Raw genomic sequence first — 14,671 nt, 5'->3', positions numbered from 1 at the left:
CGCCGGGGCGCCCGCCGCACTCAGTCCTCAGTCGCGCTGACGAGCTCCGGCGCGGTCAACAGCCGCGGCTCGTCCTCGATGCTCGCCGGGTCCGCGATCACCTTCGACTCGTCGAGCAGCGACAGCCGCCGCGCACTCGGCAGCACCTGCCGCTCGAGCGACCCCACGAAGCGGTTGTAGTCGACGACGCTGCCCCGGATCGAGCGGCCGAGCTTGTCCACGTGGGTGGCCATCGTCGCCAGGCGACCGTGCAGTTCGCGGGAGATCGTGAAGAGTTCGCGCGCCTCCTGCGTGACGACGTCCTGCTGCCACGAGAACGCGACGGTCTTCAGCACCGACCACAGTGTGACGGGGGAGGCGAGCGCCACACGCTTCCGGAACGCGTGGTCGAGCAGCCCCGGGTCGGCGGCCAGGGCACTGGCGATGAGTGACTCGGACGGGATGAACGCGACCGTCAGCTCCGGTGAGGCGTCGTAGCCGGACCAGTACTCCCGCGCAGCCAGGGCGTCGACATGCGCCCGGAGCGCCTTGACGTGCTGGGCCATCAGCTGCTCACGACGGGCGGCTTCGGCTCCCGTGGCGCTGGCTGGGATCTCGGAGGCCTGCAGGTACGCGGCGAACGGCACCTTCGCGTCGACGGCGATCGACTTGCCGCCGGGCAGGTGCACGATCATGTCCGGACGAGCGGCGCCGGCGGAGGTCGTCACGGCGGACTGCACGTCGAAGTCGACGCGTTCGAGCAGTCCGGCGGCCTCGACCACGTTGCGCAGCTGCGTCTCGCCCCAGACCCCGCGCGTGCTGTTCGACGACAGGGCACCGGCGAGCGTCTCGGCCGTGGCGCGGAGACGTTCTTCCGACTCGGCCGCGGACCGGAGCTGGGCGGAGATCGCGCCGTACTGCTCGCTGCGGGACCGTTCGAGTTCCGCGATCTTCTCGCGCATGACCTGCAGTGTGTCGGCGACCGGACTCAGAGCCGTCAGGACCTTGGACTCGTCCTGCGCCCGAGCGGACTCCGCGCCGTGCAGACGCTGCACCAGGTGCTCGAGCTCGGCCGCGCGGCGTTCGAGGGAGTCGACCTGTCGGCGGTACTGCGTGTCCTGCGCGTCGAGCCGGCCGTCGGCGTCGTTCCGTGACTCCTCGAGCTGGGACCGGAGCGCCTCGGCCGTGGCTCGGGCGACCGCGGCGTCGACCCCGGCGCGGGACTTGGCGAGTGTCCACGCGACGAGTGCGCCGACGAGGGCGCCGAGCACGAGGCCGATGACCAGGGCGAGGATCTGCATGACGCGACCCTGGCAGGACCCACCGACACCGCGCCTCCCGTCTGTGACCGCACCGAGCGGGGACAGACCACCGCGCCAGGACGGCCGATCGAACCATGTCATGACATTAGGCCAAGCGTCGTGTACAGTCGTGCTCGTCCGACGATGAAGCCGCACGGAAGGTCCTGCTGTCGCATGACGATCGAAGCACCGCACGCCTACGACGTGATCACGATGGGACGCGTCAGCGTTGACATCTACCCGCAGCAGACCGGCCCCCTCGAAGACGTCGAGACGTTCTCGAAGTCGGTGGGCGGCAGTGCCACGAACGTCGCGATCGCGGCGGCCCGGCACGGAGCCGACACCGCCGTCATCACCCGCACCGGCAACGACCCGTTCGGCCGGTACATCGCCCGGACGCTCCCCGAGTTCGGCGTCGCCAACGACTTCGTCGCCACGGTCGACGGACTGAACACGCCGGTCGCGTTCTGCGAGGTCTTCCCACCGGACGACTTCCCGCTCTACTTCTACCGCGCTCCGAAGGCGCCGGACCTGATGATCACCGCGAAGAGCCTGCCGCTGCACGAGATCGAACGGGCCCGCGTCTTCTGGACCACCGTCACTGGGCTCAGCGAAGAGCCGAGTCGGACCGCGCACCACGTCGCCTACGCGGCGCGGAGCGCGTCGGAACACGCCACCAAGGTGCACACCGTGCTGGACCTGGACTACCGCTCGATGTTCTGGTCGACGCCGGCCGCCGCGACCCGCGAGGTCGCCGTCGCCCTCGAGCACGCGACCGTCGCGGTCGGCAACCGCGAGGAGTGCGAGGTCGCCGTCGGCGAGACCGACCCGGTGCGCGCCGCCGACGCGCTGCTGGAGCGCGGGGTCGAGATCGCGATCGTCAAGCAGGGACCGAAGGGCGTGCTGGCGAAGACCCGCGACGAGTTCGTCGAGGTCCGTCCGCACCGTGTCGACGTGGCCAACGGCCTCGGTTCCGGCGACGGGTTCGGCGGGGCGCTCACGCACGGGCTGCTGCAGGGCTGGGGACTCGAGCGGGTCCTGTCGTTCGCCAACGCGGCCGGCGCGATCGTCGCCACCCGCTTCGAGTGCTCGACCGCGATGCCGACGAGCGACGAGATCGACGCCTTCCTGCGGAGCAACCCGACGCAGGGCGCGGCGACCGAGGGAACCAACGCCGAGGGAACCAACACCGAGGAGGCTCTCCATGCCTGAGCTGACCAGTTCCGACTTCGACCGCCTGCGCGACACCCGCGCTGGTCACCCCGAGCGGATCGCCTCGGTCCTCGCCTCGCGACGGAGGCGCCCCCTCCTGGGCGAGGACGGCAAGCTCTTCATCGTGGCTGCGGACCACCCCGCCCGCGGTGCACTCGCGGTGCGGGACGACCCGTCCGCGATGGCCAACCGCTACGACCTGCTGGAACGGCTCGTCGTCGCCCTCGGCCGACCCGGTGTCGACGGGGTGCTCGGGACGCCCGACATCCTCGAGGACCTGGCGCTCCTCGGCGCGCTCGACGACAAGGTGGTCGTCGGCTCGATGAACCGGGGTGGACTCCGCGGTGCGACGTTCGAGATGGACGACCGGTACACGGCGTACTCGGCCGCGTCGATCGCCGACTCCGGGTTCGACTTCGCGAAGCTGCTCATCCGCGTGGCCCTGTCCGACGCCGGGACCGCCCCGACGCTCGAGGCCACTGCGAAGGCCGTGACCGAGGCCGCCTCGCGCCGCCTGCCGATCATGCTCGAACCGTTCATGTCCGAGCACCGTGACGGCAGCGTCGTGAACGACCTGTCGGCCGAGGCCGTGATCACCTCGATGGCGATCGCCGCCGGCCTGGGGGAGTCGAGCGCTTACAGCTGGTTGAAGATCCCCGTCGTCGACGACATGGAGCGCGTGATGGCCGCGACGACGCTGCCGACGCTCCTGCTCGGCGGCGACCCGGCGTCCCGTCCGCTCGAGACCTACGCCAAGTGGGCCGACGCCCTCGCGCTGCCGGGCGTCCGTGGACTCGTCGTCGGTCGGACGCTCCTCTACCCGTCGGACGACGACGTGGCGGGTGCGGTCGACGTGGCCGCGGGGCTCGTCCACAGGGGGACGCCCTCCCGCGATCTGTCCACCGACCTGCACGACGCCACCACGGGCCCCGTCGGCTCCGCGAGCATGAACGAGCCCGTCTCGGAAGGAAGCAACGCATGACCACCACGAGCGCACCCACCACGACCACCGGCGAGACCACCGACGGCGCGACCGTCGGGCACTGGATCGACGGCGCCCACGTCCCCTCGACCTCCGGCCGGACCGCGCCCGTGTACGACCCCGCCCGGGGCGTCGTCACGAAGCAGGTCGCGCTCGCCGACGAGCGCGAGGTGCAGGCGGCGATCGCCAGCGCCAAGGCCGCGTTCCCGGCGTGGAGCGAGCTGTCGCTGAGCAAGCGGCAGCAGATCATGTTCTCGTTCCGCGAGATCCTGAACCGCGACAAGGCCGAGCTGGCCGAGATCATCACGAGCGAGCACGGCAAGGTCGTCTCCGACGCGCTCGGGGAGATCGCCCGCGGGCAAGAGGTCGTCGAGCTGGCGACGAGCATCCCGCAGCTGCTCAAGGGCGAGTTCTCCGACCAGGTGTCGACCGGCATCGACGTCTACTCGATCCGTCAGCCGCTCGGCGTCGTGGGCATCATCAGCCCCTTCAACTTCCCGGCGATGGTGCCGCTCTGGTTCCTGCCGATCGCCATCGCCGCCGGCAACACCGTCGTGCTGAAGCCGAGCGAGAAGGACCCGTCCGCGGCCATCTGGCTGGCGTCGAAGTTCACCGAGGCCGGACTGCCGGCCGGCGTCTTCACGGTGCTGAACGGCGACAAGGTCGCGGTCGACGGACTCCTGACCAGCCCCGACGTCGAGTCGATCTCGTTCGTCGGGTCGACCCCGATCGCGCAGTACGTCTACGAGACCGGGACGAAGCACGGCAAGCGCGTGCAGGCCCTCGGTGGCGCCAAGAACCACATGCTCGTGCTGCCCGATGCCGATCTGGACCTGGTCGCGGACAACGCCATCAACGCGGGCTTCGGTTCCGCCGGTGAGCGCTGCATGGCGATCTCGGTCGTCGTCGCGGTCGAGCCCGTCGCCGACGAGCTCATCGCCAAGATCGCCGAGCGGGCCGCCACGCTGCGCATCGGTGACGGTCGCCGCGGCTGCGACATGGGGCCGCTCGTCACCGAGCAGCACCGCGACAAGGTCGCCTCGTACATCGAGGTCGCTGAGCAGGACGGTGCGGTCATCGTGGTGGACGGCCGCACCGTCCGTCCCGACGGGGACGAGAACGGCTTCTGGCTCGGCCCGACGCTGATCGACAAGGTGCCGACGTCGAGCCGCGTCTACACCGAGGAGATCTTCGGCCCGGTGCTGAGCGTCGTCCGCGTGGAGTCCTACGAAGAAGGGCTGGCGCTCATCAACGGCGGCGCGTACGGCAACGGCACGGCGATCTTCACGAACGACGGCGGGGCCGCCCGACGGTTCCAGCGCGACGTGCAGGTCGGCATGATCGGCATCAACGTCCCGATCCCGGTGCCCGTGGCCTACTACTCGTTCGGCGGGTGGAAGAACTCGCTGTTCGGTGACCACAAGGCGTACGGCGCGGACGGCGTCAGCTTCTTCACGCGGCAGAAGGCGATCACCTCCCGGTGGCTCGACCCGTCGCACGGCGGCGTCGACCTCGGCTTCCCGTCGAACGGCTGATCCGACGATGACCGACAACTGGTTCAACCCGCGGGGGTCCCGGCCGGAGGACGGCTGGACCGACGTGATCGACGGGCGCGTGCCGGGCTGGGCGCACACCGGGCTCCGGACGGGCACGCTGCGCGACGGCGGGTCGCTGCGCCTGGGTGCCGGCGCCGTCGAACGGATCGTGGTGCCGCTCGCCGGCAGCTTCACCGTGACGTACGACGATGCTGTGGCGGACAACAGCGCGGGGACGGCGGGCGGCGCCGTGCAGGAGCTCGAGGGACGCGCGAGCGTGTTCGAGGGCCCGACAGACGTCCTGTACCTCGGCTCCGGCACCGCCGCGGTGATCACCGGCGTCGGTCGGGTCGCGGTCGCCGAAGCCCCCACCGACACGGTCAAGCCCACGACGTACATCCCGCGGCGGGACGTGCCCGTCGAACTGCGGGGAGCCGGGCAGTCGAGCCGGCAGGTCCACAACTTCGGCACCCCCGCGGCACTCGACGCCGCGCGGTTGATCGTGTGCGAGGTCATCACCCCCGCGGGCAACTGGTCCTCGTGGCCGGCGCACAAGCACGACACCGAACGGCCCGGTCAGGAGTCCGAGCTCGAGGAGATCTACTACTACGAGTCCGCCGTCGCCCGCGGCTCCGAGCACGTCGCCCCGGACACCGCCGACCCGTTCGCGTTGCACCGGACCTCGGCCTCGGACGACCGACCGATCGACGAGTTCCGCCAGGTCCGGACCGGCGACGTCGCCCTGGTCCCGTACGGCTGGCACGGCCCCGCGGTCGCGGCTCCGGGCTACGACATGTACTACCTCAACGTGATGGCCGGACCCGGACCGGAACGCGTCTGGAACATCACCGACGACCCCGCCCACGGGTGGGTCCGTCAGCTCTGGGAGTCCGAGTCCCTCGACCCCCGCCTGCCCTACCTCAAGGAGGACGTGTGACCACCACCACGACCCGTCGCATGACCGTCGGCCAGGCACTCGTCGAGTTCCTGGCCAACCAGTGGACGGTGGACGGCGACGTCCGCGAGCGCACGATCCCGGGCATCTTCGGCATCTTCGGGCACGGCAACGTCGCCGGACTCGGGCAGGCGATCAAGCAGCTCCACGTCGAACAGCCCGGACTGCTGCCGTACCACCAGGCCCGCAACGAGCAGGCGATGGTGCACGAGGCCGTCGGGTTCGCCCGGATGCACCGCCGTCGCGCGACCTTCGCCGCCACCGCCTCGGTCGGGCCAGGTGCCGCCAACATGCTCACCGCGGCGGCGCTCGCCACGACGAACCGGCTGCCGGCGCTGCTGCTGCCCTCGGACACCTTCGCCACGCGCACCACGGACCCGGTGCTGCAGCAGATCGAGATGCCGCACGACACCTCGATCCAGGTGACGGACGCGTTCCGACCGCTCTCGCGCTTCTTCGACCGGGTGGTCCGCCCCGAGCAGCTCTTCTCGATCGCGCTCCAGGCCATGCGGGTCCTCACCGACCCGGCCGAGACGGGTGCGGTGACGATCGCCCTGCCCGAGGACGTCCAGGCCGAACAGCTCGACGTCCCGGTCGCGTTCCTGCAGCCCCGTGAGTGGCACATCCGCCGCCCGTTGCCCGAGACCGGTCCGCTCGAGCGCGCGGCCGCGGCGATCCGGCAGGCGAAGCGTCCGGTCATCGTGGCGGGTGGCGGTGTCCTCTACTCCGGTGCCGAGGACGAGCTCCGCCGCTTCGTGGAGGCCACCGGGATCCCGGTCGGCACCTCGCAGGCCGGCGGTGGATCGCTGGTCTGGGACCACCCGCAGTACCTCGGCGGCATCGGCGCGACCGGCACGGCCGCCGCCAACGCCGTCGCGGCCCAGGCCGACGTGGTGATCGGCATCGGCACGCGCTACAGCGACTTCACGACGGCCTCACGCACCGCCTTCCAGGACCCGGACGTCACCTTCGTCAACGTCAACGTGGCGTCCTTCGACGCCTACAAGCACGGCACGCAGCTGCCGGTGATCGCCGACGCCCGGGAGGCCCTGGTCGCGCTGACGACGGCACTCACCGCCGAGGCGTCGTACGCGGTCGACGCCGGCTACGCCGCCGAGGTCCGGGACCGGAAGCGGGAGTGGGACGCCGTCGTCGACGACGCGTTCACGCCGTCGCGGGCCGACCTGCCCGGACAGGCCGAGATCATCGGCGCCGTCCAGGCGGCCACCGACCCACGTGACGTGGTCATCCAGGCCGCAGGGTCGCTGCCCGGCGACCTGCACAAGCTCTGGCGGGTCCGCGACGCTCTCGGGTACCACGTCGAGTACGCGTTCTCGTGCATGGGCTACGAGATCGCCGGCGGCATCGGCGTCCGCCGTGGGGCCCCGGACCGCGACGCGATCGTCATGGTCGGAGACGGCTCGTACCTGATGCTGCACACCGAGCTCGTGACCGCGGTCGCCGAGGGCATCAAGATCATCGTCGTGCTCATCCAGAACCACGGGTACGCGTCGATCGGCCACCTGTCGGAGACCGTCGGCTCGGAGCGCTACGGCACGAAGTACCGCTACCTGGACGAGACCCGGTCGTTCGAGGACGGCGAGCCGCTGCCGGTCGACCTGGCAGCCAACGCCCGGTCCTACGGCGTCGACGTGATCGAGGTCCAGCCCGGCCCGGACAGCATCGCCGACCTCACGGCAGCGGTCCGCCAGGCGAAGGCGAACGACCACACCACCCTCGTCCACATCAACTCCGACCCACTGGTCTACGCGCCCGAGGGCGACGGCTGGTGGGACGTGCCGGTCGCGCAGACCTCCACCCTCCCCAGCACACAAGCCGCCCGCGCCGAGTACGAGCAGCAGGTCACCGCGCAGCGTCCGCTGCTCGGCTGAACCCGATCCGAGACAGAAAGCGACAGCGACGTCATGACCGACACCGCCACCCCCATCGGCACCCCCGCCACCGACGCGGCGCCCGCCTCGATCCGCATCGGCACCGCCCCGGACTCGTGGGGCGTGTGGTTCCCCGACGACCCGAACCAGGTCCCGTGGCAGCGCTTCCTCGACGAAGCCGCCGCCGCCGGGTACCGGTGGATCGAGCTCGGACCGTACGGGTACCTGCCGACCGACCCCTCGCAGCTGTCCGACGAGCTCGAGTCCCGCGGGCTCAAGCTCTCGGCGGGCACCGTGTTCACCGGGTTCCACAAGGGCGAGGACCAGTTCCAGCGCGCCTGGGATCAGGCGGTCGCCGTCGCGGGCCTGGCGGCGAAGTTGGGCGCAGAGCACCTGGTGACGATCCCGGACCTCTGGCGCTCCGACGCCACCGAAGAGGTGCTCGAAGCCCGAACGCTCACCGACGAGCAGTGGGAGCGACTCGGCCGCGGTCACGACCAGCTGGGCAAGGCGCTGCTCGAGGAGTACGGCGTGCACCAGCAGTTCCACACCCATGCCGACAGCCACGTCGGGACGTACAAGGAAACCGTGCGGTTCCTGGAGGTCACGAACCCCGAGTACACGAACCTCTGCCTCGACACCGGGCACTTCGCCTACTACGGCGGCGACAACCTCAAGCTCATCGCCGCCCATCCGGAGCGCATCGGTTACCTGCACCTCAAGCAGGTCGACACGGACCTGCTGTTCGACGTGCTGAAGAACGACGTGCCGTTCGCGACCGCCGTGTCGCAGGGCATCATGACCGAGCCGCCGCACGGCACCCCGGAACTCGCCCCGATCATCGAGGCCGTGGCCGCGATCAACCCCGAGGTCTTCGGGATCGTCGAGCAGGACATGTACGGCTGCTCGGTCGATGCTCCGGGCCCGATCGCCGAGCGCACCTTCCAGCACATCTTCGGCGCCACCTCCGCCGCGCGCGCCTCCTGACGCGCCGTCCACGCAGCGTCAGCAACCCCAGGAGAAGAACACCATGACCACCACGCAGAACCTCCGCGTCGCCGTCGTCGGCGCAGGCATGATGGGCGCCGACCACGTCCGCCGCATCACCGCCAAGATCTCGAACGCCGACGTCGTCGCGGTCGTCGAACCGGATGCCAGCCGGGCTGCTGCCGCTGCCGCACTGGCGCCGGGGGCGATCACCGCGGCCTCCTTCGAGGAGGCGCTCGCCGCCACCGAGATCGACGGCGTCATCATCGCGACCCCCGGGTTCCTGCACGAGCCGATCCTGGTGACCGCACTCGAGCGGGGTCTCGCCGTCCTCTGCGAGAAGCCGCTCACGACCAGCGCCGAGGACAGCCTGCGCATCGTGGAACTCGAGCAGGAGCACGCCAGCCGGCCGATCATCCAGGTCGGGTTCATGCGCCGCTTCGACAGCGGGTACCAGGAGCTCAAGGCGCTGCGCGAGTCCGGCGCGAACGGCGCGCTGCTCGCCCTGCACCACGCCCACCGGAACCCGACGACCCCGCCGAACTTCAGCGAGTCGATGCTCATCCACGACTCGGTGATCCACGAGATCGACATCATCCCGTTCCTGACGGGTGAGGCGATCACGAGTGTCGAGGTCAAGAAGCCGCGGAAGAACTCGCTGGCCCCGGCCGACCTGCCCGAGCCGCAGTTCGTGCTGTTCACCACCGAGTCCGGGACGATGGCGATCGTCGAGATCAACGTGAACGCCCAGTTCGGCTACCAGGTCACGACCGACGCCGTGTTCGAGTCCGGCGTCGCCTACATCGGTCGCGACACCTCGCAGACGATCGTGTCCGCCGGGGTCTCCGGGCAGGGCGTCACGCCGTCGTTCAAGGAACGGTTCGCCGCGGCCTACGACGAAGAGGTGCAGCGCTGGGTGGACGCGGCCCGCGACGGCGGCATCGACGGCCCGAGTGCCTGGGACGGCTACACCGCGTCCGTCGTCGCCGAGGTTGCGGTCCGTGCACAGCAGTCCGGCGCGACCGAGCACGTCGAGTACGCGGTGACGAAGCCGGCGTTCTACGACGCCACGGCAGCAGCCGACGCGACGGCAGCGGCCGACGCGACGGCCGACGCGACGGCCAGGGTGTAGTCCGTGCCGAAGATCGCGCTCGACCCGACCCCGTTCCACCACGACCTGGGTCTGCTCGAGTTCCCGCGGAAGGTCGCCGACCTCGGCTACGAGTACCTGCAGCTGACGCCGCACCGGGACTTCATCCCGTTCCACCGGCACCCGAAGGCGGACGACGACCTGGTCGACGCGTTCGCGGCCGCCTGTGCCGACGCCGGAGTCCAGGTGGCCTCCGTCCTGCCGGTGCTCCGCTGGTCCGGGCCCGACCGCGAGACGCGTGAGACCGCCGTCAAGCAGTGGAAGCGCGTCATCGAGATCACCAAGCGACTCGGCGTGGACACCATCAACACCGAGTTCTCCGGTCGTCCGGAGCGTGCCGAGGACTCCGAGGCGCAGTTCTACTGGGCGATGGAGGAACTGCTGCCGATCATCGAGGACGCGGACCTCCGGGTGCTGATCGACCCGCACCCCGACGACTTCGTCGAGGACGGGCTCGAGGCACTCCGGGTGATCCGCGGGCTCAACTCGAAGAACATCGGGTTCGTCTACGTCGCCTGCCACACCTTCCACTACGGCGGCGACATGGACGCGGTCATCGACGCCGCCGGTGACTCGCTGCAGTTGATCCACGTCGCCGACGCGTACGACCACCGTCGTTCGCACGGCCTCCGGTACATCACGAACCCGCCGGGCAACCCGGTCCGGGTCCACCAGCACCTGCCGGTCGGGCAGGGCGACGTCGACTTCGACGCGTTCTGGCGTGCGCTCGACCGCGTCGGCTTCTCCGGCCGCGACGACACCGTCGCCGTGTCCAGCGTCTTCGCCGAGGACGAGAACGCCGACGCGGTGTCGCGGTTCCAGCTCGACCAGATCACGAAGGGACTCCACCGATGACGAGCACACTCGAGGCCCGAGGGGCGGCCGTGGTCGACACCCGTCCGGTCACCCTGCAGGCCACGGAGCAGACCCCGACGGCACTGTGGAACGACTCCGCCGACCCGCACGAGCTGGCGACGGCGATCTCGGAGTACGGAGCGGTCGGGGCGACGTGCAACCCGGTCATCGCCTACACCTGCATCCAGCAGGACCCCGAGGTGTGGGTACCGCGCATCCGACAGCTCGCCGAGGAGCACCCGACCGCGGGGGAGTCCGCGCTCGGTTGGATGGCCGTCGAGGAGCTCTCGGTCAACGCCGCCGCGCAGCTGCTGCCGGCGTTCGAGGCCTCGGGTGGCCGCAACGGTCGGCTCTCGATGCAGACCGATCCGCGTCTGCACCGCGACCGTGACGCCCTCGTGGAGCAGGCGGTGCGCTTCTCGGGCCTCGCGCCGAACATCATCGTGAAGATCCCCGCGACGAAGGTCGGCATCGCGGCCATCGAGGAAGCCGCGTACCGCGGCGTCTCGATCAACGCGACCGTCTCGTTCACGGTGGCCCAGGTCGTCGCCGTCGGTGAGGCCATCGAGCGCGCCCTCGACCGCCGCGCCGCCGACGGTCTGCCCGAGCAGGAGTTCGGACACGTCGTCACGCTGATGGCCGGTCGGCTCGACGACTGGCTGAAGACCGTCGTCGCGCGCGACCACGTGATGATCGACCCCGGGTACCTGGAGTGGGCCGGCGTCGCCGCGGTGAAGAACGCGTACCGGGTGTTCCAGGAGCGCGGGTTCCGCTCGCGGGTCCTCGTCGCGGCCTTCCGCAACGCGCTGCAGTGGTCCGAGTTCCAGGGCGGGGACCTCGTCGTGTCGCCGCCGTTCCAGTGGACGAAGGACATCAACGACAACGCGTTCCCGTTCCGCCCCGACGCCATCGACGACGAGGTGCCGGCGCACGTCGTCGACGCGCTCCGCCGGGCGACGCCGGAGTTCGCCCGCGGCCACGACGTCGACGGCATGACCATCGACGAGTTCGACCGGTTCGGCGCCACGGTCAAGACGCTGCGGCAGTTCCTGGACGCCGACGCGAAGCTCGACGCCCTCGTCCGCGACATCATCGTCCTGGCCGAGTAGGGCGACGCCGATGGTCATGGACACGATCGGGGTCGGCCTCATCTCGGTCGGGTGGATGGGACGCCTGCACTCCCGCGCGTACCGGGCGCTGCCGGACCACTTCCCGGAACTCGGGCTCCGCCCACGCCTGGTGGTCGCGGCGGATCCGGTTCCGGAGGCCCGTGAGCAGGCCACGGAACGGCTCGGGTACGAACGTGCCGTGGCCGACTGGCACGAGGTCCTCGCCGACCCGGACGTCGACGTCGTCTCGATCTGCTCGCCGAACTTCCTGCACCGCGAGATGGCGGTCGCCGCAGCGCAGGCCGGCAAACCGTTCTGGATCGAGAAGCCGATGGGCCGGTACGCCAGCGACTCCCGCGACATCCACGAGGCCGTCAAGCGGGCCGGGGTCGTCACGAGCGTCGGGTTCAACTACCGGCACGCACCCGCGGTCGAACGTGCCCGTGAGCTCGTCCGCAGCGGGCGACTCGGACGGATCACGAACGTCCGCGGCTCCCTGCTCGCCGACTACTCGTCCGACCCAGCTGCCCCGCTCACCTGGCGGTTCGAACGGGAACGCGCCGGTTCGGGGGTCCTCGGCGACCTGCTCTCGCACGGCCTCGACCTGGCGCAGTACCTAATCGGCCGGATCGCGAGCGTCACCGCCCTCGGCGAGACGTTCATCACCGAGCGACCGCTCTCCGGTGCGGGGATCGTCGACCGCAGCGCTGCCGCGACCGGCGACCGCAAGCCCGTCGAGAACGAGGACTACGCCGCCCTGCTCTTCCGCTTCGACGACGGCGCGGTCGGCACGATGGACTCCAGCCGCGTCATGCACGGCCCGCACGCTGAGTACACGATCGAGGTCTACGGCACCGCCGGGTCGATCCGATGGGACTTCCAACGGATGAACGAACTGCAGGTCTGCCTCGACGGGCAGGAGGCCGCCGGCTACACGACCGTCTACGTCGCGCCCGGGGACGGTGAGTTCGCCCGCTTCCAACCGGGAGCCGGCACCGCGATGGGCTACGACGACCTCAAGACGATCGAGGCGGCGCAGTTCCTGGCGAGCGTCCGGAGTGGCCAGCAGCTCGCGCCGTCGGTGGCGGACGGGCTCGCGGCAGCGTCGATCGTGGAGGCGGCCGAAGCGTCGCTCGCCGACGGGGCGTGGCACGACGTGGTTCGCGTCGACGGACCGCTCACCTCGGACGCCCCGACTCCGGTGATCTGACCAGAGCCACGGGCCGTTGCCCGACGACCACACGACGGACGGGAGGCACGTCACCAGCCGGTGACGCGCCTCCCGTCCGTCGTCTGGTCGCGCGTCGCTGTCCGGATCGCGAGCACCACGACTGGCGCGGTAGTATGTCCTGACAAAGTCACCACAAGCAGGAGGCACCATGCCGCTCGTCCGATTCGACCTCGCCACCGGCCGCACCCCCGAGGCGGTCCGCGCGATCGCCGACGCCACGCACCAGGCGATCGTCGACGTCTACGGGATCCCGGAGCGCGACCGCTTCCAGATCATCACCGAACACCCGGCGACGCAGATCATCGCGCAGGACGCCGGCCTCGGCTTCGAGCGGACCGAGGGCGTCGTCATGATCCAGGTCTTCACCCAGCGCGGCCGGTCCGACGAGGCGAAGCAGGCGCTCTACGCCGCGATCCACGACGCGCTCGCCGGGGTCGGCGTCGCGTCCGAGGACGTCTTCATCGGGTACGTCGAGAACGGTCCGCAGGACTGGTCGTTCGGCTTCGGTCGTGCCCAGTACCTGACCGGCGAGCTCGGCGTCCCCGACGCCAGCTGACCGGTACGCCGGACGCCAGCTGGCCGGGCCCTACTTGTCGACGAGCGTGACCTCGAACGAGTACCGGTCCGGCCGGTAGCAGTGCAGGCCGTACTCGACCGCGCGACCCGAGGCGTCGTACGCCGTGCGGCTCATCGTCAGCACGGGGTCGCCGTCCTCGATCTCGAGCAGGCCGGCCTCGTCGTCCGTCGCCGCACGAGCGCCGATCCGCTGCTTCGCGACCCGCATCGTCACCCCGCGGGACCGGAGCAGCTGGTACAGCCCGTGGGCGCGGAGGTCCTCGTCGGTGATGTCGGCGAACTCCGGCGGCAGGTAGTTCTCGAGCACCGCCATCGGGACGTCCTCGGCGAACCGGACGCGGAGGACGTGCACGACGGTGGCCCCGACCTCGACGCCCAGGGCCTCGGCGACCGCCTGGGTGGCCGGCACGTCGGAGCGGTCGAGGAGCTTCGTCGTCGGCTGCTGCGACCCCTGCGTCAGGTCGTCGTACAGGCTGGTCAGCTCGACCTTGCGGGTGACCGGTCCGTGCACGACCTGGGTGCCGATGCCACGACGGCGGACGAGCAGCCCCTTGTCGACGAGGTCCTGGATGGCGCGGCGGATCGTCGGGCGGGACAGGCCGAGGCGTTCCCCGAGGGCGATCTCGTTCTCCAGGCGGGCACCGGGCGGCATCGCGCCGTTGCGGATCGACTCCTCGATGCGCGAGGCGACCTGGTGGTACAGGGGCATCGGACCCGACCGGTCCAGGTCCATGAACAGGTCGGACGGCAGCTGGCCATCGTTGGTCATCGCGGTCCTTCGCAGGGGAGAACGAGCCCGAACACCTGTGCCGGGCGGATTGTCGTGACAATACCACCGGGCGTGGCGACGGCCCGGACCACCGGGCGTGGCGGCGGCCCGGACCGCCGAGCGACCCGGAACGCCGGG

At 70.6% G+C, this 14,671-nt stretch carries 13 protein-coding genes; 11 read left to right on the top strand and 2 right to left on the bottom strand.

Annotated features, from left to right (window positions below):
* Positions 1 to 20: 20 nt before the first annotated feature.
* A complete protein-coding gene (locus QCD68_RS10620) occupies positions 21 to 1,280 on the bottom strand; it encodes a DNA recombination protein RmuC (RefSeq protein ID WP_253467627.1) in 1,260 nt (419 codons plus the stop codon).
* Positions 1,281 to 1,454: 174 nt separating this feature from the next.
* Between QCD68_RS10620 and iolC the strand changes: the two genes are divergently transcribed.
* The 11 genes from iolC to QCD68_RS10565 all read left to right on the top strand — a co-directional run bounded on the left by iolC (position 1,455) and on the right by QCD68_RS10565 (position 13,744).
* On the top strand, positions 1,455 to 2,492 hold the full coding sequence (iolC, locus tag QCD68_RS10615; protein WP_301222990.1) for a 5-dehydro-2-deoxygluconokinase: 1,038 nt from the start codon (positions 1,455 to 1,457) through the stop codon (positions 2,490 to 2,492).
* A complete protein-coding gene (locus tag QCD68_RS10610; protein ID WP_301222989.1) occupies positions 2,485 to 3,474 on the top strand; it encodes a class I fructose-bisphosphate aldolase in 990 nt (329 codons plus the stop codon). The genes iolC and QCD68_RS10610 overlap by 8 nt, the downstream gene beginning before the upstream one ends.
* The gene (locus QCD68_RS10605) at positions 3,471 to 5,009 is read left to right on the top strand and encodes a CoA-acylating methylmalonate-semialdehyde dehydrogenase (RefSeq protein ID WP_301222988.1); all 1,539 of its coding nucleotides are present in this window, start codon (positions 3,471 to 3,473) and stop codon (positions 5,007 to 5,009) included. The genes QCD68_RS10610 and QCD68_RS10605 overlap by 4 nt, the downstream gene beginning before the upstream one ends.
* A gap of 7 nt (positions 5,010 to 5,016) precedes the next feature.
* Positions 5,017 to 5,946 (top strand): 5-deoxy-glucuronate isomerase, encoded by a 930-nt coding sequence (iolB, locus tag QCD68_RS10600; protein ID WP_301222987.1) that lies wholly within the window; start codon positions 5,017 to 5,019, stop codon positions 5,944 to 5,946.
* A gap of 20 nt (positions 5,947 to 5,966) precedes the next feature.
* Positions 5,967 to 7,856: a 3D-(3,5/4)-trihydroxycyclohexane-1,2-dione acylhydrolase (decyclizing) gene (gene iolD, locus QCD68_RS10595; protein ID WP_301222992.1), complete on the top strand. Its 1,890-nt coding sequence runs from the start codon at positions 5,967 to 5,969 to the stop codon at positions 7,854 to 7,856.
* A 33-nt stretch (positions 7,857 to 7,889) separates the two neighbouring features.
* On the top strand, positions 7,890 to 8,843 hold the full coding sequence (locus QCD68_RS10590; protein WP_301222986.1) for a sugar phosphate isomerase/epimerase family protein: 954 nt from the start codon (positions 7,890 to 7,892) through the stop codon (positions 8,841 to 8,843).
* Between the two features lie 43 nt (positions 8,844 to 8,886).
* On the top strand, positions 8,887 to 9,975 hold the full coding sequence (locus QCD68_RS10585; RefSeq protein ID WP_301222985.1) for a Gfo/Idh/MocA family protein: 1,089 nt from the start codon (positions 8,887 to 8,889) through the stop codon (positions 9,973 to 9,975).
* Between the two features lie 3 nt (positions 9,976 to 9,978).
* A complete protein-coding gene (locus QCD68_RS10580; protein ID WP_301222984.1) occupies positions 9,979 to 10,848 on the top strand; it encodes a sugar phosphate isomerase/epimerase family protein in 870 nt (289 codons plus the stop codon).
* A complete protein-coding gene (locus tag QCD68_RS10575; RefSeq protein ID WP_301222983.1) occupies positions 10,845 to 11,957 on the top strand; it encodes a transaldolase family protein in 1,113 nt (370 codons plus the stop codon). Before QCD68_RS10580 ends, QCD68_RS10575 begins: the two co-directional genes overlap by 4 nt.
* Positions 11,958 to 11,973: 16 nt before the next feature.
* On the top strand, positions 11,974 to 13,167 hold the full coding sequence (locus QCD68_RS10570) for a Gfo/Idh/MocA family protein (protein WP_301222991.1): 1,194 nt from the start codon (positions 11,974 to 11,976) through the stop codon (positions 13,165 to 13,167).
* Positions 13,168 to 13,336: 169 nt separating this feature from the next.
* A complete protein-coding gene (locus QCD68_RS10565) occupies positions 13,337 to 13,744 on the top strand; it encodes a tautomerase family protein (RefSeq protein WP_111075700.1) in 408 nt (135 codons plus the stop codon).
* 30 nt (positions 13,745 to 13,774) lie between these two features.
* Here QCD68_RS10565 and QCD68_RS10560 read toward each other — a convergent pair whose 3' ends face one another.
* The gene (locus QCD68_RS10560) at positions 13,775 to 14,533 is read right to left on the bottom strand and encodes a GntR family transcriptional regulator (protein WP_290157204.1); all 759 of its coding nucleotides are present in this window, start codon (positions 14,531 to 14,533) and stop codon (positions 13,775 to 13,777) included.
* Positions 14,534 to 14,671: the final 138 nt, after the last annotated feature.

This window comes from Curtobacterium sp. PsM8 (genome assembly GCF_030433875.1).
In the GTDB taxonomy this organism is placed as follows: Bacteria; Actinomycetota; Actinomycetes; order Actinomycetales; family Microbacteriaceae; genus Curtobacterium.
This window is presented reverse-complemented; position numbering and strand designations above follow the sequence as displayed.

What these genes read in the sequence shown, in the direction of transcription:
- QCD68_RS10620 (WP_253467627.1), bottom strand. Translation starts at nt 1,280, where the DNA reads ATGCAGATCCTCGCCCTGGTCATCGGCCTCGTGCTCGGCGCCCTCGTC.
- iolC (WP_301222990.1), top strand. Translation starts at nt 1,455, where the DNA reads ATGACGATCGAAGCACCGCACGCCTACGACGTGATCACGATGGGACGC.
- QCD68_RS10610 (WP_301222989.1), top strand. Translation starts at nt 2,485, where the DNA reads ATGCCTGAGCTGACCAGTTCCGACTTCGACCGCCTGCGCGACACCCGC.
- QCD68_RS10605 (WP_301222988.1), top strand. Translation starts at nt 3,471, where the DNA reads ATGACCACCACGAGCGCACCCACCACGACCACCGGCGAGACCACCGAC.
- iolB (WP_301222987.1), top strand. Translation starts at nt 5,017, where the DNA reads ATGACCGACAACTGGTTCAACCCGCGGGGGTCCCGGCCGGAGGACGGC.
- iolD (WP_301222992.1), top strand. Translation starts at nt 5,967, where the DNA reads ATGACCGTCGGCCAGGCACTCGTCGAGTTCCTGGCCAACCAGTGGACG.
- QCD68_RS10590 (WP_301222986.1), top strand. Translation starts at nt 7,890, where the DNA reads ATGACCGACACCGCCACCCCCATCGGCACCCCCGCCACCGACGCGGCG.
- QCD68_RS10585 (WP_301222985.1), top strand. Translation starts at nt 8,887, where the DNA reads ATGACCACCACGCAGAACCTCCGCGTCGCCGTCGTCGGCGCAGGCATG.
- QCD68_RS10575 (WP_301222983.1), top strand. Translation starts at nt 10,845, where the DNA reads ATGACGAGCACACTCGAGGCCCGAGGGGCGGCCGTGGTCGACACCCGT.
- QCD68_RS10570 (WP_301222991.1), top strand. Translation starts at nt 11,974, where the DNA reads ATGGACACGATCGGGGTCGGCCTCATCTCGGTCGGGTGGATGGGACGC.
- QCD68_RS10565 (WP_111075700.1), top strand. Translation starts at nt 13,337, where the DNA reads ATGCCGCTCGTCCGATTCGACCTCGCCACCGGCCGCACCCCCGAGGCG.
- QCD68_RS10560 (WP_290157204.1), bottom strand. Translation starts at nt 14,533, where the DNA reads ATGACCAACGATGGCCAGCTGCCGTCCGACCTGTTCATGGACCTGGAC.